General features: G+C 59.8%; 30 protein-coding genes. 11 read left to right on the plus strand and 19 right to left on the minus strand.

What is annotated here, in order from left to right; genetic code table 11:
• Positions 1 to 95: 95 nt before the first annotated feature.
• Both E2F50_RS17105 and yddG read left to right on the plus strand, forming a co-directional pair.
• A complete protein-coding gene (locus E2F50_RS17105; protein WP_133317392.1) occupies positions 96 to 869 on the plus strand; it encodes a DUF3108 domain-containing protein in 774 nt (257 codons plus the stop codon).
• A 31-nt stretch (positions 870 to 900) separates the two neighbouring features.
• Entirely contained in the window at positions 901 to 1,788 is an 888-nt protein-coding gene (yddG, locus tag E2F50_RS17110; RefSeq protein ID WP_133317393.1) for an aromatic amino acid exporter YddG, read from the plus strand.
• 2 nt (positions 1,789 to 1,790) lie between these two features.
• On the opposite strand, the gene E2F50_RS17115 is transcribed toward yddG, so the two are convergent.
• Together E2F50_RS17115 and gloB are read right to left on the minus strand one after the other, a co-directional pair.
• Complete coding sequence (locus E2F50_RS17115; protein ID WP_133317456.1) at positions 1,791 to 2,207, minus strand: cupin domain-containing protein; 417 nt, start codon at positions 2,205 to 2,207, stop codon at positions 1,791 to 1,793.
• Between the two features lie 44 nt (positions 2,208 to 2,251).
• Positions 2,252 to 3,022 carry a hydroxyacylglutathione hydrolase gene (gloB, locus tag E2F50_RS17120; RefSeq protein ID WP_133317394.1) on the minus strand — a complete coding sequence of 257 codons (771 nt, stop codon included), beginning with the start codon at positions 3,020 to 3,022 and terminating at the stop codon, positions 2,252 to 2,254.
• 87 nt (positions 3,023 to 3,109) lie between these two features.
• On the opposite strand from gloB, the gene E2F50_RS17125 reads away from it, so the two are divergent.
• From E2F50_RS17125 to E2F50_RS17135, 3 genes are all read left to right on the plus strand, one after another.
• A complete protein-coding gene (locus E2F50_RS17125; protein ID WP_133317395.1) occupies positions 3,110 to 3,850 on the plus strand; it encodes a class I SAM-dependent methyltransferase in 741 nt (246 codons plus the stop codon).
• A gap of 88 nt (positions 3,851 to 3,938) precedes the next feature.
• A complete protein-coding gene (hisC, locus tag E2F50_RS17130) occupies positions 3,939 to 5,048 on the plus strand; it encodes a histidinol-phosphate transaminase (RefSeq protein ID WP_133317396.1) in 1,110 nt (369 codons plus the stop codon).
• Positions 5,045 to 5,974 carry a prephenate/arogenate dehydrogenase family protein gene (locus E2F50_RS17135; RefSeq protein WP_133317397.1) on the plus strand — a complete coding sequence of 310 codons (930 nt, stop codon included), beginning with the start codon at positions 5,045 to 5,047 and terminating at the stop codon, positions 5,972 to 5,974. The genes hisC and E2F50_RS17135 overlap by 4 nt, the downstream gene beginning before the upstream one ends.
• 27 nt (positions 5,975 to 6,001) lie before the next feature.
• On the opposite strand, the gene E2F50_RS17140 is transcribed toward E2F50_RS17135, so the two are convergent.
• Positions 6,002 to 7,006: a DUF2125 domain-containing protein gene (locus E2F50_RS17140; RefSeq protein ID WP_133317398.1), complete on the minus strand. Its 1,005-nt coding sequence runs from the start codon at positions 7,004 to 7,006 to the stop codon at positions 6,002 to 6,004.
• 54 nt (positions 7,007 to 7,060) lie between these two features.
• Here E2F50_RS17140 and E2F50_RS17145 point away from each other — a divergent pair, with 54 nt between their 5' ends.
• Positions 7,061 to 7,609, plus strand: a complete 549-nt coding sequence (locus E2F50_RS17145) for a gamma-glutamylcyclotransferase (protein WP_202615475.1) — start codon at positions 7,061 to 7,063, stop codon at positions 7,607 to 7,609.
• Here the strand turns inward: E2F50_RS17145 and E2F50_RS17150 are convergent.
• The 4 genes from E2F50_RS17150 to ftsE all read right to left on the minus strand — a co-directional run bounded on the left by E2F50_RS17150 (position 7,594) and on the right by ftsE (position 10,985).
• Positions 7,594 to 8,385: a lysophospholipid acyltransferase family protein gene (locus E2F50_RS17150; RefSeq protein ID WP_133317400.1), complete on the minus strand. Its 792-nt coding sequence runs from the start codon at positions 8,383 to 8,385 to the stop codon at positions 7,594 to 7,596. The genes E2F50_RS17145 and E2F50_RS17150 overlap by 16 nt on opposite strands.
• A 79-nt stretch (positions 8,386 to 8,464) precedes the next feature.
• Entirely contained in the window at positions 8,465 to 9,157 is a 693-nt protein-coding gene (locus E2F50_RS17155) for a YdcF family protein (RefSeq protein WP_161974193.1), read from the minus strand.
• A gap of 114 nt (positions 9,158 to 9,271) precedes the next feature.
• A complete protein-coding gene (locus E2F50_RS17160) occupies positions 9,272 to 10,333 on the minus strand; it encodes a cell division FtsX domain-containing protein (protein ID WP_161974195.1) in 1,062 nt (353 codons plus the stop codon).
• Positions 10,326 to 10,985 (minus strand): cell division ATP-binding protein FtsE, encoded by a 660-nt coding sequence (gene ftsE / locus E2F50_RS17165; protein WP_133317402.1) that lies wholly within the window; start codon positions 10,983 to 10,985, stop codon positions 10,326 to 10,328. The genes E2F50_RS17160 and ftsE overlap by 8 nt, the downstream gene beginning before the upstream one ends.
• 208 nt (positions 10,986 to 11,193) lie before the next feature.
• Between ftsE and E2F50_RS17170 the strand changes: the two genes are divergently transcribed.
• The 3 genes from E2F50_RS17170 (at position 11,194) to E2F50_RS17180 (ending at position 12,939) form a co-directional block, all read left to right on the plus strand.
• A complete protein-coding gene (locus tag E2F50_RS17170) occupies positions 11,194 to 11,853 on the plus strand; it encodes a hypothetical protein (protein WP_133317403.1) in 660 nt (219 codons plus the stop codon).
• 40 nt (positions 11,854 to 11,893) lie between these two features.
• Positions 11,894 to 12,436: a hypoxanthine phosphoribosyltransferase gene (hpt, locus tag E2F50_RS17175; RefSeq protein ID WP_133317404.1), complete on the plus strand. Its 543-nt coding sequence runs from the start codon at positions 11,894 to 11,896 to the stop codon at positions 12,434 to 12,436.
• 125 nt (positions 12,437 to 12,561) lie between these two features.
• Entirely contained in the window at positions 12,562 to 12,939 is a 378-nt protein-coding gene (locus tag E2F50_RS17180) for a response regulator (RefSeq protein WP_133317405.1), read from the plus strand.
• A gap of 4 nt (positions 12,940 to 12,943) precedes the next feature.
• On the opposite strand, the gene E2F50_RS17185 is transcribed toward E2F50_RS17180, so the two are convergent.
• The 4 genes from E2F50_RS17185 to argH all read right to left on the minus strand — a co-directional run bounded on the left by E2F50_RS17185 (position 12,944) and on the right by argH (position 18,743).
• A complete protein-coding gene (locus E2F50_RS17185; RefSeq protein WP_133317406.1) occupies positions 12,944 to 15,631 on the minus strand; it encodes a TIGR02302 family protein in 2,688 nt (895 codons plus the stop codon).
• A 134-nt stretch (positions 15,632 to 15,765) separates the two neighbouring features.
• Positions 15,766 to 17,034: a diaminopimelate decarboxylase gene (gene lysA, locus E2F50_RS17190; RefSeq protein WP_133317407.1), complete on the minus strand. Its 1,269-nt coding sequence runs from the start codon at positions 17,032 to 17,034 to the stop codon at positions 15,766 to 15,768.
• 14 nt (positions 17,035 to 17,048) lie between these two features.
• The gene (gene lptM, locus E2F50_RS17195) at positions 17,049 to 17,255 is read right to left on the minus strand and encodes an LPS translocon maturation chaperone LptM (protein ID WP_133317408.1); all 207 of its coding nucleotides are present in this window, start codon (positions 17,253 to 17,255) and stop codon (positions 17,049 to 17,051) included.
• Between the two features lie 84 nt (positions 17,256 to 17,339).
• Positions 17,340 to 18,743, minus strand: coding sequence for an argininosuccinate lyase (gene argH, locus E2F50_RS17200; RefSeq protein ID WP_133317409.1), 1,404 nt, complete (start codon positions 18,741 to 18,743; stop codon positions 17,340 to 17,342).
• A 24-nt stretch (positions 18,744 to 18,767) separates the two neighbouring features.
• Between argH and tlpA the strand changes: the two genes are divergently transcribed.
• Positions 18,768 to 19,436, plus strand: a complete 669-nt coding sequence (tlpA, locus tag E2F50_RS17205; protein WP_133317410.1) for a thiol:disulfide interchange protein TlpA — start codon at positions 18,768 to 18,770, stop codon at positions 19,434 to 19,436.
• Positions 19,437 to 19,442: 6 nt separating this feature from the next.
• Here the strand turns inward: tlpA and E2F50_RS17210 are convergent, their stop codons facing one another.
• The 7 genes from E2F50_RS17210 to E2F50_RS17240 all read right to left on the minus strand — a co-directional run bounded on the left by E2F50_RS17210 (position 19,443) and on the right by E2F50_RS17240 (position 24,721).
• A complete protein-coding gene (locus E2F50_RS17210; protein ID WP_133317411.1) occupies positions 19,443 to 20,324 on the minus strand; it encodes a 3-hydroxybutyryl-CoA dehydrogenase in 882 nt (293 codons plus the stop codon).
• Between the two features lie 143 nt (positions 20,325 to 20,467).
• On the minus strand, positions 20,468 to 21,397 hold the full coding sequence (locus E2F50_RS17215) for an electron transfer flavoprotein subunit alpha/FixB family protein (RefSeq protein WP_133317412.1): 930 nt from the start codon (positions 21,395 to 21,397) through the stop codon (positions 20,468 to 20,470).
• 26 nt (positions 21,398 to 21,423) lie between these two features.
• Entirely contained in the window at positions 21,424 to 22,170 is a 747-nt protein-coding gene (locus E2F50_RS17220) for an electron transfer flavoprotein subunit beta/FixA family protein (RefSeq protein WP_133317413.1), read from the minus strand.
• A 138-nt stretch (positions 22,171 to 22,308) separates the two neighbouring features.
• Complete coding sequence (locus E2F50_RS17225; protein WP_133317414.1) at positions 22,309 to 23,055, minus strand: rhomboid family intramembrane serine protease; 747 nt, start codon at positions 23,053 to 23,055, stop codon at positions 22,309 to 22,311.
• A 23-nt stretch (positions 23,056 to 23,078) separates the two neighbouring features.
• A complete protein-coding gene (locus E2F50_RS17230) occupies positions 23,079 to 23,651 on the minus strand; it encodes a cob(I)yrinic acid a,c-diamide adenosyltransferase (RefSeq protein ID WP_133317415.1) in 573 nt (190 codons plus the stop codon).
• Between the two features lie 16 nt (positions 23,652 to 23,667).
• Complete coding sequence (locus tag E2F50_RS17235; RefSeq protein ID WP_133317416.1) at positions 23,668 to 23,871, minus strand: twin transmembrane helix small protein; 204 nt, start codon at positions 23,869 to 23,871, stop codon at positions 23,668 to 23,670.
• Between the two features lie 16 nt (positions 23,872 to 23,887).
• On the minus strand, positions 23,888 to 24,721 hold the full coding sequence (locus E2F50_RS17240) for an SDR family oxidoreductase (protein WP_133317417.1): 834 nt from the start codon (positions 24,719 to 24,721) through the stop codon (positions 23,888 to 23,890).
• Positions 24,722 to 24,825: 104 nt separating this feature from the next.
• On the opposite strand from E2F50_RS17240, the gene E2F50_RS17245 reads away from it, so the two are divergent.
• Positions 24,826 to 25,761 carry a YihY/virulence factor BrkB family protein gene (locus tag E2F50_RS17245; RefSeq protein ID WP_281029207.1) on the plus strand — a complete coding sequence of 312 codons (936 nt, stop codon included), beginning with the start codon at positions 24,826 to 24,828 and terminating at the stop codon, positions 25,759 to 25,761.
• On the opposite strand, the gene gluQRS is transcribed toward E2F50_RS17245, so the two are convergent.
• Entirely contained in the window at positions 25,690 to 26,571 is an 882-nt protein-coding gene (gene gluQRS, locus E2F50_RS17250) for a tRNA glutamyl-Q(34) synthetase GluQRS (protein WP_133317458.1), read from the minus strand. The genes E2F50_RS17245 and gluQRS overlap by 72 nt on opposite strands.
• Between the last annotated feature and the right edge of the window lie 47 nt (positions 26,572 to 26,618).

A 26,618-nucleotide genomic window follows, 5' to 3' on the forward strand; every position in this document is an offset into this window, starting at 1 on the left:
CGGGCATACACCAAATTCCGCCGCTATTTTCTCGCCACTATGGCCGCTCCATAAGGGAAGGTTCGCCTTCCTTCTTCAGCTTATTCGGGCAGATCATGATTTTTCCAATTCGCTCCGTTATTGCCCTTGCGCTCGTCTTTGGACGTTTGGCCGTTTCGGTCGAGGCCGCGGAAGTCCGTCATTCCAGCCAGTACAATATCAGCCTTGGTATATTGCCGATCGCCACTGCGACCTTTTCGAGCGAATTTGGCGATGGTGACTATAAGATCACCGGCTCTTTCAAATCGGCAGGCATAGCCGACATCATCAGCCGCGTATCAGCCGATACCAGCGTTACGGGCAGGATCCTCGATGATCGGCTGCAGGCCGAGCAATATAACCTCGTCTACCGGATGGGAAAGCGTACGCGCGTCTATGATGTCGAATACCGAAACGGTGACGTCACTGAAACCACGATCAAGCCGCAGCCGAGGCGCAATCCCGAAACTTGGATCCCCGTTACCGAGAAGGATCTCCATGCGGTTCTTGACCCGCTAAGTGGCCTGATCTTTCCGGGCGACGCGAAAATTTGCCCGAAGCGGCTGCCAATCTACGACGGCGAATCGCGGATGGACCTCGTTCTGGCTCCGATGGGAAGCAAACCGTTCTCGACGGACGGCTTCAAGGGCGATGCAATTGTCTGCTCAATCAAATACGTCCCGAGGTCCGGTTTCAGGCGTGGCCGCAGCGACATCGAGTACTTGAAGAAGACATCGATGGAAATCTGGTTTGCCAAGGCCGAGTCGGCAAATGTATATGCTCCGGTTTATGCGCGCATTCCCACCAGAATGGGACAGCTTTACGTGACCGCCGTCAAATACGGCGGATGATAGTCTCTTCCAAACATCCAGGGGAGCAGGGGTGAAGATACGGGGCACGTTGATCGGCTTCTTGGCAATCCTGATGTGGTCGCTCCTCGCCTCCATGACGGCAGCGTCCGGCCAGGTCCCGCCGTTCCAGATGAATGCCATGACATTTGCGATCGGAAGCCTTCCGGGACTGGTGCTGTTCATCCTGAAGCCGCACCGGATCGCCTTGCTAAAGCAGCCGCCTAAGGTCTGGATCACCGGGATCGGCGGACTGTTCGGCTATCACTTTTTGTATTTCACGGCGCTGCGGAATGCACCTGCGGTCGAAGCAGGGCTGATCGCCTATCTCTGGCCACTGTTTATCGTTGTTGGGTCGTCCCTTCTGCCTGGCGAGCGGCTACGCTGGTATCACATTGCGGGCGCGATCCTGGGGCTCTGCGGCACGGTCATCATCATATCACGCGCCGGCCTGTCTTTCGACGATGCCTATGTCGTGGGATATGGCGCAGCCTTGCTATGCGCCTTCACCTGGTCCGGATACTCGCTGCTGACCCGCCGTTTCGAGCGCGTTTCGACGGATGTGGTCACGGGCTTCTGCCTTGCGACCTCGCTTCTGTCATTTGTTTGCCATCTGGGTTTGGAGACGACCGTATGGCCGACTTCCGAAAGCGAATGGATGGCAATTGTCGGCCTCGGCCTTCTGCCGGTGGGCGCTGCTTTCTATGCATGGGACTACGGCGTCAAGACCGGAGACATACAGGTGATCGGAGCCGCTAGTTATGCGGCGCCGCTGCTCTCGACCATGATCCTCGTCATTTTGGGTTTTGCCGAGCCAAGTTGGCGTATCGTCGCGGCCTGCATTCTCATCACCGGCGGCGCCGTGCTGGCGGCCAAAGACATGCTGCTGCCGGCGCGGAAATCCGTAGCTGCCGTCGAGTAGCCTCAACCCGGCTCCCAGCCTGGGGGCGCCATTTCAAAGCTTGAAAATTCAAAGGCCGGGGCCACGGTGCAGCCGACGAGCGTGTATTCTCCCAGTGGCTCGGCCGCCTGCCAGGCATCGGCGGGGACAATGGCCTGAGGACGTTCGCCGGCGGTTATATCCGTGCCAAGCCGGATGTCTTCGATCTTCGTCCCGTCCGAGATCCGCAGGCGCAACGGTACCCCGGCATAGAAATGCCAGACCTCGGCGGCGTCGCGAACCCGATGCCAATGCGATCTCTGCCCCGCCTGCAGCAGATAATAGATCGCAGTTGATTTGCCTCGGCCTGTCCCGTCGCCGTCACGAAAGGTCTCGACGAACCAGCCACCCTCGGGGTGGGGCTGCATGCCGAGCGCGCGAACAATTTCCTCGGCTGTCAGGATCAATGCATTCACGCGGCAGCCTCGCGGTTTTGCTGCATCATCTAGAAATTGTCCTTCCGCTTGCGGATTTCGGCAAAGACTTCTTCATTGCTCTTGGTTTCCATCAGCAGATTTCGGCGGATGGCCGGATCGGCGGCGCGCAGGAACGGATTGGTTTCCTTTTCCAGTCCCATCATCGTCGGAATGGTGAACTTGCCTTCGGCACGATCAGCCTCGATCTGAGCAGCCCGCGCCTTCAGCCTCTTGTTGTCCGGATCGATCGTCACCGCGAATTTAGCGTTGGAGAGCGTATATTCGTGACCGAAATAGATGGCCGTCTCATCGGGTAGAACGGCCAGCTTCTGCAGTGAATGCCACATGTCGGCGGCCGGCCGTTCAAACAGCCTGCCGCAGCCAAGTGCGAACAGCGTGTCGGCGGCAAACAGGATCTTGTCGTCGGGGAAGTGATAGCAGATGTGTCCAGCCGTATGGCCAGGCGTTTCGATCACCCGCACGAGATGGTCGCCAAAGTGAAACTCGTCTCCGTCGGCCATGGTCTTGTCCAAGCCCGGGATCGCCAAAGCTTCATTGAACGGCCCGATGATCTCGCAGCCGAACTTTTCCTTCAGCGCCAGATTGGCTTCCACATGGTCCCCATGGTGATGGGTGGTGAGGATATGGGTTATCTTCCAGCCGCGGCGCGCCGCTGCTTTCAGGATAGGTGCTTCCTCTGGGGCGTCGATGGTGGCCGTAAGGCCCGTTTCGGGGTCATGGACGAGCACGCCGTAGTTGTCGGTCCGACAAGAGAAGACTTCGATCTCCAGTGGTCTCATTGCTTATCCCCAGTGCTGAAATTTGTTCAGGAACAATGTAGAGGTTGATGCCTTGAAGTCCAACCACCGTCGGGTACCATTTTCAAGATGTCTGTCGATATTGTCGATCTTCGCGAATTCTACCATTCCCCGCTGGGTGCCGTTGCAGAGCAGGCGATCGGTATGGCTCTTTCGTCGCTTTGGGCGCGGTTGCCGGATGAGCGGCTGGTTGGTCTCGGCTATGCGGTGCCCTATCTCAATCGCTTCCGTTCCGATACCGAGCGCACCTTTGCCTTCATGCCGGCGGGCCAGGGGGCGGTAAACTGGCCGGTGGGCGAGCTTTCGGCGACCGCGCTTGTCTTTGATGAGGAACTGCCGCTGCCGGACTCGTCGGTCGATCGTGTGCTCATGGTACATTCCCTCGAGTTCGCCGAAAACCCCCGGGAAAGCCTGAAGGAGGTCTGGCGCGTGCTGGCACCAGGTGGGCGGCTCGTGGTCGTCGTTCCGAACCGGCGCGGCGTCTGGGCCCGGATGGAACATACGCCCTTTGGCTCCGGACGCCCCTATTCGCGCAGCCAGCTGACCGCCCTGATGCGCGAGGCCAATTTCACCCCGGGCGCCAGTGCCGAAGCGCTTTTCTTTCCGCCGTCGAAGGTGCGGGCGCTTCTGAAGCTTCGGCATGTCTTTGAGCGGGCAGGCCGGCGCTTCTGGCCGGTTTTTTCCGGTGTTCTGGTGCTTGAGGCGCAAAAGCGGCTGTACCAGGGACTTCCGGTGGCCGCGCGGGCATCGCGGCGCGTTTTCGTGCCGGTTCTGGCGCCGCAGGGCGTCCCGACCACGCGCACGCGGTGAGGCTTCGCCTCGCCCTCGACAAAGGTGGATTTCCCCATTAATCGACTAGACCACCAGCCATACAGGCGTTTCCACAAAGGTTGATCTGATGAGCATTGTTGCGAGTGAGCCCGTTCCGCGTTCTGGCATTCTGGATATTGCCGCCTATGTGCCGGGCAAGGAACATGCTCCCGGCGTCGCACGTGTCTTCAAGCTTTCCTCCAACGAGACGCCTCTCGGTGCCAGCCCGAATGCCATCGAAGCCTTCAGACAGGCCGCCGGCCATCTGGAGCTCTACCCTGACGGTCAGGCTCTCGCGCTGCGCGAAGCGATCGCTGGCGTCTATGGTCTGAACACCGCCAATATCATGTGCGGTAACGGTTCGGACGAACTGCTTGGCCTGCTTTGCCATGTCTACCTCGCCCCCGGCGACGAGGCAATTATCACCGAGCACGGGTTCCTGGTCTACAAGATCCAGATCATGGGTGCCGGGGCAACCCCCGTCGAAGTGAAGGAAAAGGACTATACCGTCGACGTGGATGCCATTCTTGCCGCCGTGACGGAGAAGACCAAGATGGTTTTCATCGCCAATCCTGGCAATCCGACTGGCACCTATGTTCCGGTTTCCGATATCCGCCGTCTTCATGCCGGGCTGCCCAAGCATGTCATCCTCGTCCTGGATGCCGCCTATGCGGAATATGTCCGTAAGAACGATTACGAGGCAGGCCTTGAGCTTGTTTCTGCCAATCGCAATGTCGTCATGTGCCGGACTTTCTCGAAAGTCTACGGTTTGGCTGCACTTCGCGTCGGCTGGATGTATGGCCCGTCGGGCATTCTCGACGCCCTGAACCGGGTCCGCGGCCCCTTCAACATGAATGCTCCGGCCATTGCCGCAGGGGCAGCCGCCGTCCGCGACCGCGCCTTTGTGGAAAAGGCGGTGGGATATAACGCGCTCTGGTTGGACAAGCTTACCCATGCGTTCGAAGCGATCGGGCTGAAGATCACGCCCTCCGTCACCAATTTCATCCTCATCCATTTTCCGGATGTCGACGGCAAGCGGGCGCCCGAGGCCGATGCCTTCCTCACCAGCCGGGGCTATATCCTCCGTGCGGTCAAGGGGTATGGCTTGCCTAACGCACTGCGCATGACCATAGGCCCGGAAGAAGCCAATCGCGGCGTCATCGAAACGCTCGGCGAATTCATGGGACGCTCCGCATGACAATCCCTCAGTTCGAGCGGATCGCGCTGATCGGCATCGGCCTGATCGGTTCGTCCATTGCGCGCGAGGTCAAGGAATTGGGGCTGACCGGCGATCTAGTGATCTCGACCCGCAGCACAGAAACATTGAAACGGGCCGAGGCGCTACAACTCGGCGACCGCTATACAAGTTCTGCCGCCGAGGCGGTGAAAGATGCAGACCTGGTCATTGTTTCTGTGCCCGTCGGTGCGTCCGAAGCGGTCGCACAGCAAATTGCGGCCAATCTGAAGCGCGGGGCTATCGTCACCGATGTTGGCTCCACCAAGGCATCCGTGATTGCGCAGATGGCGCCACACATGCCGGACCATGTGCATTTCATTCCAGGTCACCCGCTGGCGGGGACGGAAAAATCCGGACCGGATGCAGGCTTCACAGGTCTTTTCCGGGATCGCTGGTGTATTTTCACGCCGCTGCCGAATACGGATCAAGCAGCACTCGATAAGCTCAAGGCCTTCTGGACTGCGCTCGGCTCCCGCATCGATGAAATGGATCCCGAGCACCACGACAAGGTTCTGGCCATCGTTTCCCACCTGCCGCACATCATCGCCTACAATATCGTCGGCACTGCCGATGATCTGGAGACGGTAACGGAGTCCGAAGTCATTAAATATTCGGCATCCGGCTTCCGCGACTTTACGCGCCTTGCCGCGTCGGACCCGACGATGTGGCGCGACGTCTGCCTGCACAACAAGGATGCCATCCTCGAAATGCTGGCCCGTTTCTCGGAAGATCTGGCCTACCTGCAACGGGCAATTCGCTGGGGCGAAGGCGACAAGCTGTTTGAGCTTTTCACCCGCACGCGCGCCATCCGTCGCTCGATCATTCAGGCCGGCCAGGATGTCGACGCACCCGATTTCGGCCGCCACGCGCTCGACACAAAGAAGTAGTGTTTAAAGGCGGACGGCTCTCGATGGTCAGATGGGCGGGATTTCGCCGACCGGGATCAGTCCGCCGGCGAGGATTTTGCCCCGCTTGATGGTGATGTTCAGGGATGCATTGGTTCCGCCGCCGAGGGCCGAAAGCATGCTGACGGCGGTTTCCAGCGTCGGCGCGATATCCGGGAAAGCCTCGCCTAGGCTTTTCTGCCAGGCCGCAAGCTGTTCTATCCTCAGCTTCAACTTGCCCGACAGACGACCCTGATCGTCGAAGGAAAAGGGGCCGGACAAAAGCATGACGCGGCCTTTACCGAGGTCGGCCCGAAATTCACGCATTTCACCTTGCGTGCCTCGAAGAGCAGCACCGCTCGGATCGCTCCCGTCGATCATGCCCGCGCGCCCTGCAAGCCTCAGGTCGATATCCGCCGTCAGGCGCGGGAGAAGCTGCGGCATACCATTCATGGCAGTATCGGTATCTGTCAGTGTCACTGCAGCATCGAGATCGGGACCGTTTTGGCGTAGATGGATTTCCGTGCGCGCCGCCCGGATATCGAAGCTTTGGCCATTGGCCGACGAGACCGCCGTCGTTTCGCCATCTTGAATGACCACCGAAGCACGTTCAACGCCTTTCAGCTTAGCGCTCAGGCTGGATTGGAGGCTTTTCCAGGTGCTCGAGATGGTCAGGCCGCGGCCAGTGCGAACCTCGGCCGGTGCATCCATTTCCCAGACGATGTGTCCTGAGTCATAAACCTGGGCTGCCGAGCGAAGCGCTCCAAAAGTTGCCGATATCCCGTTCACCCGGTCGTCGACGGCCACTTTCGAACAGAAGAGGCCGATGCGGAACGGGTAGCCACGATATTCGGCGTCGGTGCACTCGGCGGAAAAGCCTTTGGCCTCGCGGCTGCCGAGAAGGGCCAAGGTGTTTTCGCGCAGTATGGAGGCTGCATAGAACCAGCCGCCGGTATAAAGCGCAATGGCGAGAACGACGCCACAGGCAAGCAGCCATAATTTTCCCCTGACACCGGCTCGGCTTGACGCTGCCATGATCTTCTCCAATGGTGGCTTTGATCCAGCGCAGGATGCGCTCGAGTGAACGGCTTGGCGTGCGATATGGACGAATTTTGGGTGTTTGGCTACGGTTCCCTCATGTGGAACCCAGGTTTCGCTTTCGCAGAGAAATCTCCGGCACGCGCCTTCGGCTTCCGCCGCTCCCTTTGTGTCTGGTCGCATGTGCATCGTGGAACGCCGGATCATCCTGGCCTTGTGCTAGGGCTTGATCGTGGCGGATCCTGCCGAGGCGTGGCCTTTCGGGTCGAGCCGCAGAACCGCGACGATGCGCTCGATTATCTGCGCCGCAGGGAACTGGTGACCAATGTTTATCGCGAGCGCGTGCTGCCGGTAACGTTGGATAAGGGGCAGCGGATCAAGGCCATCGGATACGTGGTGGATCGTGATCACCTCCAATATGCGGGCGCGCTTAGCGTGGAAGAGGCTGCAGCAATCGTCGGTAGGTCTTTGGGGCAATCAGGCCCAAACAATGCCTATGTGTTCAACACGATTGCGCATCTGAAGCAGATGGGCATACGCGATCCTTGGCTGGAAGCGGTGGGGTCGGCGGTTGCGGAGGAGCTTCAGGCCGCCGGCTGAGCCTTGATCTGGGACAGCCGCTCAGTTGCTTCGGGCGGCAGCGGAAGATGGGGATTGTCTGCGACCGTTTCCAGGAGCAGCTTGTCGCTCGCCGTTTCCAGAACGTCCTGGAGACGGGCATAAAAGGCATCGGGATCCAAACCCGGCTCGATTGGTGGAAGAACGCGCACCTTGAAATGGCCGGGATGCTTGATCAGCTTGCGCCGGCCCCAGAACAGGCCCCAGTGCGCGACGATAGGAACGACCGGAACCTGAACGTCGCGGTATATGCGCGCAATGCCGTAGCGGTATTCCGGTGCCGCCCCAGGGGGACGCCGCGTGCCTTCCGGGTAAATGATGAGCTGGCGCCCCTTCGCCATTTCCTCCTTGGTGCGCTCCATGACCTCAACCATGACCTTGCCGCGGGCGCCGCGATTGACGGGGATCATCTTCTGTTTGGCGACGTACCAGCCAAACAGCGGAATCCACATCAGCTCCCGCTTCAGAATGTAAACTGGGTCGCGCTGATAGGGCAGGAGCGCGAACGTATCCCAGGCGGATTGGTGCTTCGGGGCAAAAATGCAGCCGCCTTCGGGAATGTTCTCCATTCCCTCGATTTCAAAGGTCGCACCGACAATCTTGGCCATCAGCCAGTTGTTGGAGGCCGCCCAGGCCTTGGGGATCCGGTAGGCGGCTTTTCGCGGCAACAGGAAATAGACAGGCGACAGCACCAGCATTCGCACGATGATGTTGACATAAAAGGCCGTGTTGAAAAGAACCGAGCGCACCAGCAGCATGAAAGGCATCCATTTGTAAGGGCGTTGCCTACACGAGATCAGCGCCGGAAAAAAGCGTCCGTGGCGGCAGCAGGAAAGATCAGCGCGAGGAGGACGTCGCAGGCTTGGATGGTTCCTCTTCAGTCCTGAGGCCGCTGCCGCGCTCCATGCCGACCCAGTCCCGAAGGGTGGCGAGGACAACCTTGCCATATTCGGAAAGCATGGTGCGCAAGGTATCCGGCTCGGCGAACCAGGCACGTCGGGTGAGATCAGCATTGATGACGGGATAGGGGACGAAATCCGTCACTGGATCCGCCCGCCGCAATTCATGAAGGCTGCGCAGCATGTGGTAATTGTTGGTGACCACCAGCACCGATTTATAGCGATGGTCATGGATCCAGCGGGCAATCTCGTTGGCATTGCCGATCGTGTCGAGAGCATCATAGCCGATATCGACACAGCACCTGAACAGATCGGCCGAGGCCTGAGTCACCTTGCGGATCTGGTTGGGCGTCGTCGACGGGTGAGCACCGGATATCAGCAACCGCTGTCCCGCCCCGTCGCGCAACAGCCCCACTGCCTGCTCGATCCGCTGATAGCCGCCGGTCAGGACAACGATGGCATCTGCCTTCACCCCGTCGGGAGCCTTCAGTGACGTCACCGCATCGGCAAACCACAGGAAGCCGCCGGCGACGATGGCAATGACCAGAAGCGAAGCCAATAATATGCGGCGTGCCAGCCGCCTCAGCCTGCTCTTTCTCGATAGCCAGCCTCTGCTCGGACGATCCGACATATGGGGATCCGTTATCCTGCGGTTGGTGGAGCCAAAAGTCATGATTCGTCAATAGCGATAGATTGGGGCTACGCATAGTCACCGGGCATTTCAACGCCTGGAGACGGGAAGGGTTCAAGATGCCGGCACGCCATCGGACCGCGCCGGATCGGAGCGTATCAGGTCAATCTCGTCGATCGTGCGCATCACCGTCAAGCGGGCAGTCAGCGTCGTCAGCAGAGCGATCACGACCATGGTCGCAAAGATTCCCAGATAGCCTGTGAAGCCGATGGTGAACGAACCAAAAAGAGCGTTTGCCTGGTCGCTTTCAGGCGTCGCGCGTGAATTGGATTGCCAAAGGTTGGCGACCGCGAAAAGCGCTGCTGCCAATGCGCCACCGGCTGCCGAACCCTTGATACTGATCTTCAGGAAGTGCTTCTGGAACTCCTTTGCAACAAAACCGCTTTCGGCGCCGACGAAATGCAGCACTTCGACAATATGCCGGTTGCCGGATAGGGCGCCCCGCGTTGCGAAGATGACCGTCAGGATCATGGCGGTGAAGACCAGAACCAGAACGCCGGTGCCAATGAAGACGGTGGTGCGGGCCATGGAAACCAGCCGGTCGACCCATGTGCGGTGATCATCGAGGAAAGCCTGCGGAACCTCCGTCTTCAAAAGGTCGCGCATGGCCGCGAAATCCGGGGGGTTCTGCTCGTCGATGGTGATGATGACGAGGCGCGGGACGGGAAGGTCATCCAGGTTCAGGCCGCTGCCGAGCCAGGGCTCCAATAGCCGGGCCGTCGCCTGGTCATCCATGATGGTCCCGTCACGGGTGCCGACAAAGGTCAGCGCCACGTCACGCGCCTTCTTCAAGGCTGCATCCATATCGAGACCGTCGTCCGGCTTGATCTGGATGGTGATCTCCCGCGAGATCTGGCTTTGCCAGCTCGAGGCGGTCGCTCGCACCATGCTGACGGCGCCGAGCGTCAGGCACGCCAGGAAGGCCATAATGGCGATCACCACCATCAAGGCGCTACCCTGTATGTTGGAAGGCGGCAGGATCGGTGCCGTCGGGCGCACCCGCATTTCGCTGCGGCGAGTCGGATTGCCGGCGTCTGCCTGCTTGGTCTTGCCAGGCGGCGGCGAACTGCCGGCCTTGTTTGGTTTATCCTTCTTGAGGCGGCTCATCTCATTCATAGATGTCGAGCCGCCCTTCAGTGAGGATCATTCGCCGCGCGTCCACCTGATCCATGAGGCCGAGATCATGGGTTGCGATGACGACAGCCGTGCCAAGGCGATTGAGCTCCAGAAAGAGGTTGAGCAGGCGCTTGGCCATAGGCGGATCGACATTGCCAGTCGGTTCGTCTGCGAGGAGAATTTCGGGCCGGTCCATCAGTGCCCGGGCAATGGCGGCACGCTGCTTTTCGCCGCCGGACAGAACCGGGGGCAGCACATTAATGCGTTCACCCAGCCCGACCCATTTCAGGAGCTCGATCACATCGTTTCGGTAGGAACTTTCGTCCTTGCCGCGCACCCGCAGCGGCAATGCGACGTTTTCGTAGGTGGTCAAGTGGTCGAGCAGCCGGAAATCCTGGAAGACGATGCCGACGCGCCGCCTCAGCATCGGCAGCTCTGACCTTGGAATTTGCGAAAGGTCTCGGCCGAACATCTGGATGATGCCGCGGGTGGGATGGAGCGACAGAAAAAGCAGACGCAGGAGCGTTGTCTTGCCGGCGCCGGACGGACCGGTCAGGAACTGGAACGAGCGCTTCGGAATGTCGAATGTCATGTCCCGGAGGATTTCCGGGCCCATTCCATAACGTAGACCGACATTTTCGAAGTGAATCAATGGAGGATCCAGTCCCTGGCTCTAAGGCGCAGACTCAATGGCACCCGCCATCTCTTAACGACGGCGGTAAACAAAGGGTAAATCACCAGCGGAAACAGCCCATTTTTACGGCGGATTTGCGAAGCATTAACCATTTGAATTTACGACTGAGCGGGATTCGTTTCAATGGCCGGCGAGCTTCCGCTTGGAGAGCCGGTGAAGAGGCCCCATGAGCAACTTCCGCAGCCAGCAGGGCAAGACCTTCATCCGCATGGATATCCTGCCGCCAGAACAGGATAAGGGCAGGGTGATCCACCTTGCGCGAAGGCGCGCCGAGGTCGTCGATGCACAGTTCGTACCTGTCGTCGAGCGGCCACGCGGGGCAAGCAAGCTGACCTGCCACAATGACAATCGCAGGAAGAGCCGGTATTCCGGCGGACGGATGCGGCGGTCCGTTGCGCGGCTGGAAGCACGGCTTAAGACTATTCCGGCAGATTTCTTCACGGCAATGGTCGCTGCTTTGTTTGTTGCAATCTTCAGCATGGCTGGAGGCTTTTCCTTTCTGTCTGCAGATGCGCGCGAAGCCGGGGCCGGGCCTGTGCTTGACATCACCCATGTCACCATGACCCCCCAGGACGCCGACGGCATGCGGGTGCTGCTGATCAACGGCATTGTCGAAAACCTCGGCCGCGACAGCCATCACATGCCTTCGATCCGGGCGGATCTGCTGTCTGGCGACGTTGTCGTGGCAACGACTCTGATCAATGTTCCGCAGGTGCAGATCGAGGGACAGCAGAGCTGTGGATTTTCGGCTCGGGTACCGCATCCCGGTGGGAAACTTCCTGATCTGCGGCTTTCCTTCGCTGAGCGTAGTGCCTCGCGCTCCTGATTGTGTTATCGCCGAACTTTATTCGATCAGGAGAGTTCGTATGCCCGTCGTGCGCGGCAAGAATATCGAGCCGCTTTTCACCGCCGAACAAATTGCCGAGCGCAACCGTGCTATTGCCGCTCAAATTGCGGTTGGACCGACCAAGGATCTGCTTGTTATTGCGATCTTGAAAGGCTCCTTCATTTTCGCCGCCGACCTGCTGCGCGCCCTGCACGAGACAGGTCTTGCGCCGGAAGTGGAATTCATCACCCTCTCCAGCTATGGCGCAGGAACCGTTTCCCAGGGCGTCCGTATCGTCAAGGATATCGACAGCGAGGTGAAGGACCGGGACGTGCTGCTCATCGACGACATTCTCGAGTCTGGCCGCACGCTGAAGTTTGCCAAGGATATGCTGTACGAACGCGGAGCGCGACACGTGTCGGTTGCCGTGCTTCTCGACAAAAGCGTCAAGCGCCAGGAAGCTCTCGAAGCGGATTATGTCGGTTTCGAATGTCCCGACTATTTCGTCGTCGGCTACGGCATGGACGTTGCCTATGCGTTCCGCGAACTGCCTTTCGTCGGCGTCGTCACCGGCGATGCGTGAAATAGCCTGACAGTAGTGGCAAGCTGTTAACCATGGCCGCTCCGGATGCCGCGGCGTTTACTCCTCGACAACGAAACTCTGATGATTTGCTCCTTGAATGAAATAGACACGGAGCGATGATCGCTATGGCTAAAATCCTGATTACCGAGGACGAGGACACGCTGCGCATGTTCGTGGCAAGGGCGCTTCGCCTCGATGGTCATGAGACGCACGAGGCCGGCGATGGTGCCGAAGGTCTTGAAAAGCTGAGCGAAGGGTCATTCGATCTCCTCCTGTCCGACATCCGCATGCCGGTCATGGACGGCATCGAACTCACTCACCGGGCTGCCGCCCAGTTTCCGGACATGAAGATCCTGCTGATGACAGGCTATGCCGAACAGCGCGAGCGCGCGGACGATCTGGCCACCAAGATCGTTGATGTGGTGCAGAAACCTTTTGCGCTTCCGGATATCCGCAAGGCAGTGGCCATGGCATTAGCCACTGGCGCCTCCTGCGCAGCTTGAACGATCACCTTATTTCGAGCAGGCGCTCCAGATATTGCCGCTCGGCATCGCCTGACAGGGTATTGCCGAGTTTGTCGCGGATGGCATCCAGGATCTCCCGGGCCCGCTGGACGTCGATCTCATCGGGAACCTTGACCTGATCACCGAAATCAGGCCCCGACGTTGACCGGGGGCGACCAAGGGGATCGCGGCCGTTCTGCCCACCTTGCGAGCTCATGTCCTCGCCCTGGCCGTCGCGGCCCTGGCCCGGCTGCTGGCCTTGGCCCTGCTGCATTGCCTGCATCATCTGCTGCATCATGTTCTGGGCGCCCTGGCGCAAGGCGTTAAGCGCCTTGCCCTGGCCGTCGACAGCCTGCTCGCCCTGGCCATCGCCAAGCGCTTCGCCGGCTTTGCCCATTTCCCGCTGGGCCTGGCCAAATCCCTCGCCAGGCTGCATGCCCAGTTCCTTCAGCCCCTTCTGCAGCTCGTTCAGCTTCTTGCCCAGGCCTTCCTGCTGAGCCCGCAGGTTCTTCAGCGCCTCACGAAGCTGTTCGGCCGTCATCTGGTCGGTGTTCTGCTGACCTTGCTGCCCCTGTTGGCCTTGCTGCTGCTGACCTTGTTGCTGGCCCGGCTGCTGCTGGCCCTGGTCGTAAGGCTGCTGATCAGGATCGCCGCGCTGCATGCGGTCGCGTAAAGCCTGGTCCAGCTTGAAGGTCTGGTCCATCAGGCGCTGCTGCTCCTGCATGATCTCTCCGAGCTTGTCGATCTGCTGGCGCATCTGGCTGTTCTGCTGCTGGTTCTGTTGGCCACCCCGTTGCGGTCTGCCTGCCTGCAGATTGTTCATCATCCGCTGCATTTCCGACAGCAGTTGCTGGGCAGCATCCCGATTTCCGGACCGCGCCAGATTTTCGATCTGGTCCATCATGTTCTGCAGATCGCGCTGACGGATGACGTTCTGGGCCTGCATGTTGTTGGGCGACCGGGGAGCGTTCTGCATGCGCTGCGCAAGTTCGTTCATGAACTGCTGCATCGCTTCGCGGAGCTCCTTCATGAGCTGCGCGATCTCCTGATCATTGGCTCCTTTCTCGAGCGCTTCGGCAAGATTGCGCTGCGCATCTCGAAGTCGTCTTTCAGCCAGTGAAAGGTCGCCGTCCTCGATGCCAAGGGCTATTTCCCAAAGATAATCCGCCGTCTCCTTCAGCTGCTCCTCACCCCGCGCAAGCTTCATGCGCTCCAAGGCAGACCGGATTAGAAGGAAATGGCTGAGGTTCGGGATTGTCTCGTCAGGACGAAGGGCGAGTGCTTCATTGAGTGCGATAGCACGCGGCATTTGGCGGGTGTCGAGGGCGAAGACCTGCCGCTGTTCCGCAACAGCTGCGGCCAGCGGTTCGGAAAATCCGCGCGCCGGCAGCACCATTTCATGGGCCGGGCTCCGGCCGGTTTGCCCGGCACCATCCTTTGCGACCAAGGTGATCCTGACACGCTTGCCGGCGAGCGGATGTTCTGTGAGATTGCGGCTGCTGAGGCCCTTGATCTCGCGATCGTTCTGTCGCGGCAGGTCCAGCCGATATTCGGGCAGCGGGTAGAGCGGCGTGGCGTCCTTGTCCGGCGCAGCCACCGGCTCGATCAGCGCATGCGCCTCGCGGATGCCGTAATCGTCCTTGCCTTTGAAGCCGATCTCCAGGGCGCCGTTGACCGAACGTTTTGGCTGTCCATCGAAGGCGATCTCCGGGGGGCGGTCCGGTATGATGTTAAAGGCCCAGGATTGACCGTTGGCGGTGAGACTGCCGCTTTCGACGACGTTCAAGGCATAGGTGCGCGGCGGACGTGTGCCTTGCGGTGCATTCGTCGATGGTATCGGTGGAGCGGGAGTGGCCACCGCCTCGCCTGCCGCGGCCTCCACCTTTTTTGCTTCCTCCGTCGCCAGGGTGACCGGCTGTCCGCCGGATTGCGGCGCGAAGACCACCGTTTCGCCGCCTTCACCGCCCGTCACCCGCACAGTCAGAGCCGAATTTTGAGGCACGGAGACTGCGTTGGTGTTCAAGGCCTCGCGGCCGGTCAGGAAGACCGGTGCCTTGCCGGTATAGGAAGGCGGGGTGAGCCAGGCGTCGATCCGCAGATCCGGATTGGTGCGCGCCGCAGGGGGGGCAGGGCGAAAAGCATCCACCGTGGAGCCGCCGCTGTTGGAAAACGAATAGCCAAATGCAATCGCAAGGACGAGCGCCGGGATGGCGCGCAACGCGAAACGGTCATGTCCGGCAATGTCGGGCTTGGGCAAACCGGCATCGAGCGCAGCGATGCGCTTTGCCATCCGAAGCTGGTGTTCTTTCCACAGGGCCTGAGAAAAGGGTGTTTCAAAGGCGGGTTCGTCTTCCTGAACGGCGACAGGCTGATGCGGAAGGTCATTGCGATCTTCAAGAAGCCGATCAGCCTCGGAGGCTGCCGGCAAGCGCAGCCGTATGAAAGGCACAAGCGAATAGCAGAATGCCAATGCAAAGGCGGCAACCAGGAACCAGCGGGACCAATCCGGGATGAACCGGAAGATGCCGAACCAGGCAGCCGAAAGAAACAGGGCGGCGACGCCGAGCGGCATCAGCAGAAGTGGCAGGATGCGCTCGAGGAACAGGACAATCCGCGCAAAGGAGCGCTTCAAGGCAACCTTGCGTGCAAGCTCAGGATGCGAATCGAAAGCCCCTTTGCGGGAATAACTCATGCGGTCCGTCTCCAGCCGTGGCGGCGCAAATGAAGCTTTCAAGATAGCAAGCTTTGTGGCGAAGACGAGAGCGACTGCCATTTGACCGGGTTATTTTAAGGCCACTCCGCGAAAAGTGAACAGCCTTTCCCAGTTCAACCCAGCCATGCAGGAAGAGAATCAAGCCCGATCAGCTCGTCGTATGTGCCGCGGGGCCGCACCACATGGAACTCACTTTCTTTTACCAGAACCTCCGGAACCAGAAGGCGCGAATTATAAGTGCCGGCCTGGACGGCGCCGTAGGCACCGGCTGAGCCGACAGCGATCAGATCGCCCGGCTGCGGCTGTGCCATCTCCCGGTCGAGAGCAAGATAATCACCGGTTTCGCAGACCGGGCCGACGACGTCACCCTTGATACGGGGTGCGTCGGCGGAAGGCGTGACGACCGGGCGGATCGAATGAAAGGCATCGTAAAGTGTCGGACGGATGAGGTCGTTCATGGCGCCGTCGACGATTACGAAAGTCTTTTCGCCGCCGTCCTTCACGTAAATCACTTCGGTCACCAGAATTCCGGCATTGCCAACGATCAGCCGGCCCGGTTCAGTGATGATCTTGCAATTCAAGGTTCGCAGCTGGCGCTTCACCGTTTCCGCATAGGCGTCCGGCAGCGGCGGTGGATTGTTGTCGTCCTTGTAGGGAATTCCAAGGCCGCCGCCGATATCGACGTGCTGGATTCCGTGGCCATCGGCGCGTAGCACATCGACGAGCTCACGCAGCAGCCGAAAAGCATGTTCGAATGGTTCCAGCTCGGTGATCTGGCTGCCGATATGCATGTCGATGCCGGTGACTTCTATGCCCAGCAGTTGGGCGGCATGGGCATAGACGTTTCGGGCTCGCTCATAGGCGATCCCGAACTTGTTCTCTTTCTTGCCAGTTGAAATTTTGGCATGTGTGCCGGCATCCACATCGGGATTGATCCGGAAAGAAACATGAGCGCGCTTGCCGTACTTCTGAGCTCGCAGGTTCAGCACTTCCAGTTCAGGCTCGGATTCGACATTGAAGCAGTAAATGCCGGCTTCCAGCGCCAGATCCATTTCCGGAACAGTCTTTCCAACGCCGGAAAACATGATGCGGCTGGCCGGAATGCCGGCCGCCAGCGCCCGTCGCAATTCCCCGCCGGAAACGACGTCGACGCCGGCTCCCAGCCGAGCCAGCGTCTTCAGCACTGCCTGGTTCGAATTGGCTTTCATCGCGTAGCAGACCATAGCGTCCACATCGGAGAAAGCTTGCGCGAAGACTTTGTAATGCCGCTCAAGGGTTGCGGTGGAATAAACGTAAAAGGGCGTGCCGACGGCCCTGGCTATTTCCGGAATCGGCACGTTCTCGGCATGCAGCACGCCGTCAATGTACTGGAAGTGGTTCAAATGAAAGCTCGGAACTATAGAAGGGGATCGAGAAAGAAACGGCGCTCGGCAACCGGCTCCGGCTTTTTCTCGCCGGGTTTGGTGCTCTTGCGGATATTCTGCTGTTCCACAGGCGTGCTCGGGCGGTCGAGATCGCCCTTGCGGCCGCATCCTGCAGCGGCGAGGCCAGCAAGGCTTAGTACGACGGTAATGCGGACAGTATTCATCACGTAGTTGGACATTCTCATTCGTCTCCGGCCGGCTGCGCAACTTTCATAGCGAAGTTCAACAGGCTTGTGCAGTCATTATTGACGATATGCCCGGTCTCAGTTCCGGCCCCGCCACCAGGCAATCTGCTTGCGCACTTCGGCGGGCGCAGTGCCGCCGAAGCTGGTGCGACTGGCAACGGAGGCATCCACGGAGAGAACGTCGAAGACCTTGTCGGTGATCTCAGGGTTGATGGCCTGCAGTTCCTGCAACGAGAGTTCCGCCAGGCCGCAGCCCTTGGCTTCCGCCAGCGCGACGGCGCGACCGGTGACATGATGGGCTTCGCGAAAGGGCAGGCCAACCTCGCGCACCAGCCAGTCGGCAAGGTCGGTCGCGGTCGAGAAGCCGGCACCGGCGGCGGCACGCATCCTGTCGGTGCGGATTGTCATGTCCCGCATCATGCCGGTCATCGCGGCGATGGCCAATTCCAGGTTCTCGGCAGCATCGAATACCTGTTCCTTGTCCTCCTGCATGTCCTTGGAATAGGCGAGCGGCAGGCCCTTCATGATGGTCAGCAGCGCGACGAGCGAGCCGTTGATACGGCCGGTCTTGGCGCGCACCAGTTCAGCCGCATCCGGGTTCTTCTTCTGCGGCATAATGGAGGAGCCGGTCGAAAAAGCGTCCGACAGACGCACAAAGCCGAATTGCGGCGTCGACCAGATGACGATCTCTTCCGCAAGACGCGAAAGATGCATGGCACAAATGGCCGCGACCGAGAGAAATTCCAAAGCAAAATCGCGATCGGAGACGGTGTCGATGGAATTGCGGGTCGGTTCCCGGAAGCCAAGCGCCTTGGCGGTCATGTGGCGGTCGATCGGGTAGGGCGTGCCAGCGAGCGCTGCGGCGCCGATAGGGCTTTCGTCGAGGTGGTCGATGGCGTGGCGGACGCGCGCCCGGTCGCGGCCGAACATTTCCACATAAGCCATGCAGTGATGGCCGAAGGTGACAGGCTGGGCGGCCTGGAGGTGGGTGAAACCGGGCATGACTGTTTCGGCATGCTCTTCGGCACGATCGAGGAACGCGCCAATCAGGTCGGTCAGCATGGCTTCGGTCTTGACGAGCGCTTCCTTGACCCAAAGGCGGAAATCGAGCGCCACCTGATCGTTGCGCGAGCGCGCCGTGTGCAGGCGACCGGCGGCCGGGCCGATGAGGGTGGCAAGCCGCCCCTCGATATTCATGTGTATGTCTTCGAGCTTACGCGAGAATTCGAAGGTCCCGCTTTCGATCTCTGACATGATCGTGTTCAGGCCGGACACGATCATGTCTTTATCTTGCGCGGAAATAATGGCCATTTCCGCCAGCATGGTCGCATGCGCTATAGAGCCGCGGATATCCTGGGCGTAGAGCTTCTTGTCGAAACCGATCGAGGCATTTATCTCCTCCATGATGGCATCCGGCCCAGAAGCGAAGCGTCCGCCCCACATCTGGTTGGAAGATGTCGCGTCCTTCGTGCCGTCGGCCATGAGCATGAATCCTGGAGTGATTTTATGACGTCGAAAAGACCCCTGGGCCTCCCGTCCGTCCGGTTGATCATGATTGCCGCCGTCGCTGGAATTCTTGCCGGCGCGGTGGCGGTATACGTGAGGAATGTGGGATCTGGCAATGGCGCAGAAGGCCTGTTTGCTGCCTCATCGGGTGCCTGTGGAGGCGCAATCGAGAAGGTTAAATCCGTTTCGCAGTTCTCCAGGGGGCAGGTGGCAGCCATGGTTGCCGCGCAGCCGCCGCGGCCCCTCGACCTCGCGTTCAAAGGGCCGGAGGGCCAGGAGCTAAAAACCGCCGATTTCAAGGGCAAGACCGTGCTTCTGAACCTCTGGGCAACCTGGTGCGGTCCATGTCGGGAGGAAATGCCGGCGTTGAATGCGTTGCAAAAGGATATGGGCGATCCTGGCTTCGAGGTCGTGGCGGTCAATATCGATACGGGAAGTGACGAAAAGCCTAAGGCCTTTCTCGCCGACTACGGCATCGACAAGCTTGGCTATTACCGCGACAGCTCGATGGGGGTCTTCAACGCGCTGAAGAAAGAGGGTCTTGCCTTCGGCCTGCCCGTGACGCTGGTGATAGACAAGCAGGGCTGCCTGATTTCGGCAATGAACGGCCCCGCGGCCTGGGACAGCGCCGATGGCAAGGCGCTGATCGCGGCGGCGAAAGCGCCTTAAGACAAGTCAACGCGTCGGAACCGGCGTCTCGCCCCGGTAATCATAGAAGCCGCGGCCGGATTTGCGGCCAAGCCAGCCAGCCTCGACATACTTCACCAGGAGCGGGCAGGGGCGGTATTTCGAATCCGCCAGACCATCATGCAGGACCTGCATGATGGAAAGGCAGGTATCAAGGCCGATGAAATCGGCAAGCTGCAGCGGGCCCATGGGATGGTTGGCGCCAAGCTTCATCGCTGTGTCGATCGCTTCTACCGATCCGACGCCTTCATAAAGCGTATAGATCGCCTCGTTGATCATCGGCAGCAGAATACGGTTGACGATAAAGGCCGGGAAGTCCTCCGCAACCGTTGCCGTCTTTTCCAGCGTGGTCACGTAATCCTTTGCGGTCCGGAACGTCGCCTCGTCGGTGGCAATCCCACGCACCAGTTCGACCAGCTTCATCACCGGCACCGGGTTCATGAAATGTATGCCCATGAAGCGCTCGGGGCGATCGGTGGCAGAAGCAAGACGGGTAATCGACAGCGACGAGGTATTGGTGGCGAGGATGGCTTCCGGCTTCAGCACCGGACAAACCTGCGCATAGATCTTGCGTTTGACGGCTTCTTCTTCGGTTGCAGCCTCGATGACGATGTCCATGGCCGCCAGATCGTTGATGTCGGCGGAGCCGGTAATGCGGCCGAGAGCCGACGCCCGTTCTTCATCTGCGAGCTTGCCACCGCCTACCTGCCGAGCGAGGTTGCCATTGATGGTGGCAAGAGCGGCTTCTATGCGATCCTTGGAGAGATCATACATCTGCACCTTGTAGCCGGCGAGCGCCGAGACATGGGCAATGCCGCAGCCCATCTGCCCAGCCCCGATGATGCCGATGCTCTTCATGACCGAGCCCATGGTGTCGCTCCCTTGGCGGTTCCGCGTTTCTACCGCGCGTCTTATCTACGAAAATGCCGGACTGCACATATGCAGCCCGGCAGATTTTTATTCCGCTACCATGCGTGTTGCCAGCACTTTCGGCGCGCGCAGGGATAATGCGATCAAAGCGCCTTCTCAAGTTGAGGCAGGATCTCGAAGAGGTCGCCGACAAGGCCGTAGTCCGCTACCTGGAAAATCGGTGCTTCCTCGTCCTTGTTGATGGCAACGATCACCTTCGAGTCCTTCATGCCGGCAAGATGCTGGATAGCACCTGAAATGCCGACGGCGATATAAAGCGCCGGCGCCACCACTTTGCCTGTCTGGCCCACCTGCCAGTCATTCGGCGCATAGCCGGCGTCGACCGCAGCGCGCGAAGCGCCGATGGCAGCGCCCAGCTTGTCGGCGACCGGCAGGAGAACTTCCTTGAACTTTTCAGAAGATCCAAGCGCGCGTCCACCCGAAATGATGATCTTGGCGGAGGTCAGTTCGGGACGCTCGGAGGAGGCAATGGCGTCAGATACGAAGCTGGAGAGGTCAGGACTGGTTGCCGCCGAAACAGTCTCGACCGTTGCCGAGCCACCTTGGCCGGCAGCGGCGAAGGACGCGGTGCGCACGGTGATCACCTTCTTCGCGTCGGTGGACTGCACCGTCTGGAGTGCGTTGCCCGCATAGATCGGCCGCTTGAACGTATCGGCGGAAATGACTTCGATGATTTCCGAGACCTGCATGACATCGAGAAGCGCTGCCACGCGCGGCATGACGTTCTTTGCAGATGCCGTCGCGGCCGCGATAATGGTGTCATAGGCGCCGGCCAGCGAGACGATCAGTGCGGCGAGCGGTTCAGCAAGGCTGTTGGCAAGGCTGGCGTCATCGGCAAGCAGGACCTTCGATACGCCCGCAAGCTTGGCGGCGGCATCGGCTGCCGCTTGGGCCCCCGAGCCGGCGACGAGGACATGGATGTCGCCGCCGATCTGGCTTGCTGCCGTCAGCGCCTTGGCTGTCTGGTCCGAGAGGCTGCTATTGTCGTGTTCCGCCAGAAGAAGAATAGCCATGATATGTGTCTCCTAACTCTTCCGGTTCAAAGAATGCCAGCGGTCTTCAGGTTCGCGACGAGCTCTTCGACGCTCTTGACCTTGATGCCCGCCTTGCGACCGCCTGGCTCCTCGGTCTTCAGGACCTTGAGACGCGGTGCGGTATCGACGCCGAAATCGGCCGGGGTCTTCTTGTCGAGCGGCTTCTTCTTGGCCTTCATGATATTCGGCAGCGAAGCGTAGCGCGGCTCGTTCAGACGCAGGTCCGTGGTGACCACGGCGGGAAGCTTGATCTCGATCGTCTGGAGGCCGCCATCGACTTCGCGGGTGACCTTGGCGGTGCCTTCGCCGAGTTCGATCTTTGATGCGAAGGTCGCCTGCGAAGAACCTAGCAGCGCTGCCAGCATCTGGCCGGTCTGGTTGGAATCGTCGTCGATCGCCTGCTTCCCGACGATGATCAGGCCCGGCTGTTCGGCATCGACCACGCTTTTGAGGATCTTCGCGACAGCCAGCGGTTCGACCGCGTCGTCGCTTTCGACCAGGATGGCCCGGTCTGCACCCATGGCAAGCGCGGTGCGCAAGGTTTCTTCAGCCTTGGCGGGACCGATCGACACTACGACCACTTCCTCTGCCTTGCCGGCTTCCTTCAGGCGCAGGGCCTCTTCGACCGAGATTTCGTCGAACGGGTTCATCGACATCTTGACGTTCGCCAGTTCGACGCCCGAACCATCCGGCTTGACCCGGATCTTGACGTTGTAATCGACCACGCGCTTCACAGGCACCAGGATCTTCATGGGGTCCTTCCTAACTGTCTCCAGCCGCAAACTGCGACATTTGCGGCGTCTTCATTTGTCAGTGGGCGACATGGATACGCATTTTTTACGCGATTACAACGGCGTTTCTCGGACCCGACGTGCGGATTCGTCATAGCGCTATTCGGCTACAGGTTCGGCCTGAGACGCGGCCGGGTTGCGCCGCACAGCTTTGGGCGTTACGATGTTTCGGTCAAAAAGCGGCACGCCCTTGCGCCGCATGAACAGCACCAGGATGGCGCCAGCGAGGATGCCGCCGACATGGGCGCCCCATGAAACAAAGCCATCCAGATCCAGGGCAAGCATGACGAACTGCTGCACGATCCATAAGGCGAGCGGAATGAAAGCCGGCAGCGGCAGCGGAATGCGAAACAGAACGAGGACCCAGACCCGCACGCGCGGATGCAGCAGGAAATAGGCTGCAACCACGCCCGAAATCGCTCCGGACGCGCCGATCAGCGGCCCTTCTGCCGAAGGCGCGACCAGGCCGTGCAGCAGGGCGCCGGCAGCGGCGCACAGCAGATAGAAGATCAAAAAGCGGATATGGCCGAGCGCGTCTTCGACATTGTCTCCGAAAACCCAGAGAAACAGCATGTTGGAGGCCAGGTGCCAGAAGTCGAAATGCAGGAAGGCATAGGTGATGAAGGTCGCATCATCCGGCACGATGGTCAGCGATGGGTCCAGTACAGCACAGTTGAAAATCACTGCCGGTATAAAGCCCAAGCCTAGCGATGCATGTTCGACAGCTTCCGGTGTCGCGATCGTCGTGAACAGCCAAGCAACGAAATTCAGCGCAATGATGCTGATGGTCACGTATTGCACGCGGATATATTTCAGCTCAACAGCGTCGTGCAGCGGGATGAACATGGTCGGTCTCCTCCCGCTGATACTTATCTGTTCTTGCCCGGAACCCAAAGGATATCTGCTTTGCCTTTGTCGTTGGCAAAGCGGGCAGCAACGAACAGGAAGTCGGAAAGCCGGTTGACGTATTTCAATGCCGCCAGCCCCACCGCCTCCTGCCGCGCTAATTCCACCATCAGACGTTCAGCCCGACGTGCCACGGTCCGGGAGAGATGCAGATGGGCCGCCGCCGGCGAGCCGCCTGGAAGCACAAAGGATGTCAGCGGATCGAGTTGCCCGTTCAACATGTCGATTTCCATTTCGAGGCGCGTTGCCTGCGCCTCGATGATCCGCAGCGGCTCGTAGTCGAGGACTTCGCCCGTGTCAGGCGTGGCGAGATCGGCACCGAGATCGAAGAGGTCGTTCTGAATGCGCAAGAGCATGGCGTCGAGATCGGGCATTTCCGCCATATGAAGCCGCGCCAGTCCAAGTGCCGAATTTGTTTCGTCTACGGTTCCAAAAGCTTCCACGCGAAGGTCGTGCTTTTCCCGCCGGGGTCCGCAAACCAGCGCCGTGGTGCCGTTGTCACCTGTCCGGGTGTAGATCTTGTTGAGCTTTACCATTGCCAATTGCCTGTCGTCAGGTCGGCCGCCCGCCGCCGGTTAACCAGAGGGTGAACATGATCAGGACGATGGCCACGGCCTGCAAAAGGAGGCGCAATTGCATCAGCTTGTTGGATCGGTTGGCATCGGTGCCCTTGACCATGCTGAACAGACCACGGATCAGCACAAGCGCGACAAGCCCCATGACGATGAGGGCTAGGACGGTAGTAAAAGTCGACATGTCGGTATTCCGCCTTTCAGTCCAGCCGGCGCATCAGCCGGTAGAAGAGCGCGGCCGGCAAGAGTCTTTTGAAGAATGCGCCCTGCTTGGCGGGCGTGGTGACAAGATAATGGGGCTTTGGACGAGGTGCGGTCAAGGCGTGCACCAGGACCTTGTAGACGGCCTCGGGGCCGAGCTTGTGGCGGTTCACCCCGCCCGTCCCGTCGAGCCGACGAAGCTGGCGCCGGTATTCTTCCGCATGAGCCGAGCCCTCCAGATCGATATGCTCGTGGATCTTCGCTAAGGCGTTCGCCGTAAATCTCGAGTCGATCGGGCCCGGTTCGATCAGGCTGACCTCGATGCCGCTGCCTTGAAGCTCCATGCGCAAAGTAACCGTCAGTCCCTCAAGTGCATATTTCGACGCCGTATAAGCGCCGCGGAAGCGATAGGGTAATAGCCCAAGGATAGAGGAGCAATTGACGATTCGACCGTATCCCTGCGCCCGCATGAACGGGATCACCCGGCGGGTCAGTTCGTGCCAGCCGAAGAAGTTCGTTTCGAACTGTTCGCGCAGCACGTCGGTTGCAAGATCCTCCACCGCCCCTGGCTGCCCATAGGCGCCATTGTTGAAAAGCGCGTGGATCCGGCCTCCCGTCCTCGCCCCTACTGTTTCCACCAAGGTTTCGATCGTGTCCGGTCGGGTATAATCCATCACCAGGGCCTCGATGCCGTCCGCCTCGAGCGCCGCCAGGTCGCTCTCCTTACGGACCGTGGCGAAGACGCGCCAGCCGTCTGTCTTCAGCGCGCGAGCGCAGTGGGCGCCGATGCCGGAGGAACAGCCGGTAATGACGATCGTTTTTGTTTCGGTCATCCAAGAGCTTCCCTATACAAATCGCGTCTACCTCCCATATTTCCTCGCAAGTCACAACGGAGTTGCCATTGTCGGAACAAACCCGCCCTGTGAGGTGGCCAAGATTGGCGTTCAAGGTGCTGTGGGACGCCTATTGGCACTTCTCCGATGACGACGGATGGGCCATGGCGAGCCATGTGGCGCTTTCCGGCCTCCTGGCACTGTTCCCATTCCTGATTTTCGGCACCGCTCTTGCAGGTTTCCTTGGCGCTGGCGGCTTTTCCGCAACCGCTGTTCATCTGCTTTTCGATGCCTGGCCTGCAGATATAGCCGAGCCGATCGCGTCAGAAATGCAGAGGGTTCTGCAAATTCCGCGCGGCGGCCTTCTGACGGTGTCGGTTCTTGCAGCCGCCTATTTCGCTTCAAATGGCGTCGAGGCGTTGCGCATATCGCTCAACCGCGCTTATCGGGTGACGGAACAGCGGCCGTGGTATGTGACACGGCTTGCAAGCCTCGGTTATGTCATCGTCGCAGTGATTATTTTCGCAATCATCAGCATTCTGCTCGTGGCGGTTCCGGTTGCGCTCCGGTTCGCAGAAACGCGCTTCCCGTGGCTGATCTCCGACCTCAATGCGGCCGCGAACTGGGGATTGGTCGGAACGGCCCTGCTGTTGATGATAGGGCTTCTCTTGTCCCATAAATGGCTACCGGCAGGAGAGCGACGTATCATCGACATCCTGCCGGGCGTGGGGCTGACGATCATTCTCTGGACGGCGTTCGGCTTTGGCTTTGCCGCCTATCTGTCCACCTTCGCAAACTATGCTGCCACCTATGCAGGCCTCGCCTCGATCATGATCGTGCTCATCTTCCTGTATATGGTCGGCGTGATCTTCATGCTTGGGGCGGAATTTAACGCCGCCCTGATGAAGTACCGGATCTATTCCGTCTTTTCACGGACGAGGAAGGAGCGCCGTCGACGCGACGCGCTGCTAAAGGCCGACAAGCCGACGGACATCACCGAGCATAAACCCGTTGCCGCGGAGCGTAGCGAGACCCGTTGAACCCGCGCTTTTCGACAGCTTCCTTCCGTCTTCTCCGAGGATAAGCCGGTGATGGTGATAGAAAGGAGACGGAAGCTGCAGCAGTTCCTGCAAAAGCCGATGAACGGCTGTTGACGCGAAAAGATCCAGCCCGCGCACCACATGGGTTACCCCCTGCGCGGCATCATCCACGACAACGGATAGATGATAGCTCGACGGCGCGTCGGAGCGCGATAATACAACGTCGCCCCATTCCGAGGGATCGGCAGGAAGCTCACGTTGATGGCTGTCACCGGTTTCTGTCCATACCAAAGGCAGCCTTATGTGCTGCAGCGCCTTTTCCATATCCAAACGGAATGCGTGTGGTTTGCCCTCGGCAATGAAAGCCTGCCTTTCGGCCCTGCTGCGATGCTTGTCTTCCGGAGGATAAAGAGGCGCGCCGTCCGGATCCCGCGGCCAGATCTTGCCGTCTGTCTCAAACGCTCTAACCTGTGCCCTAACTTCTCCCCGGGTCATGAAGGCGGGATAAACCAGATCCATGTCCCTCAGCCGGTCGAGGGCAGCCTCGTAAGAGGAGAAGTGATCGCTCTGCCGTCTTGCCGGCGTCTCCCAGGCTACGCCAAGCCATGCTAGGTCGCGGTAGATGCCCTGTTCGAATTCAGGCGTGCAACGGGCGAGGTCGATATCCTCTATGCGCAGCAGAAAATGCCCCTCGGCCTCCATTGCCATGTCATGATTGAGCAAGGCCGACAAGGCATGGCCAAGATGCAGGGGTCCATTGGGACTCGGAGCGAATCGGTAGACGGGTTTATCGAAAGGCGAAACGGGCATGGCCTCTTTTGGCATGCTTTTCCGCCAACAGCCAAGTGAGGGGCAAG

The organism is Rhizobium deserti, assembly GCF_004358025.1.
In the GTDB taxonomy this organism is placed as follows: domain Bacteria; phylum Pseudomonadota; class Alphaproteobacteria; order Rhizobiales; family Rhizobiaceae; genus Neorhizobium; species Neorhizobium deserti.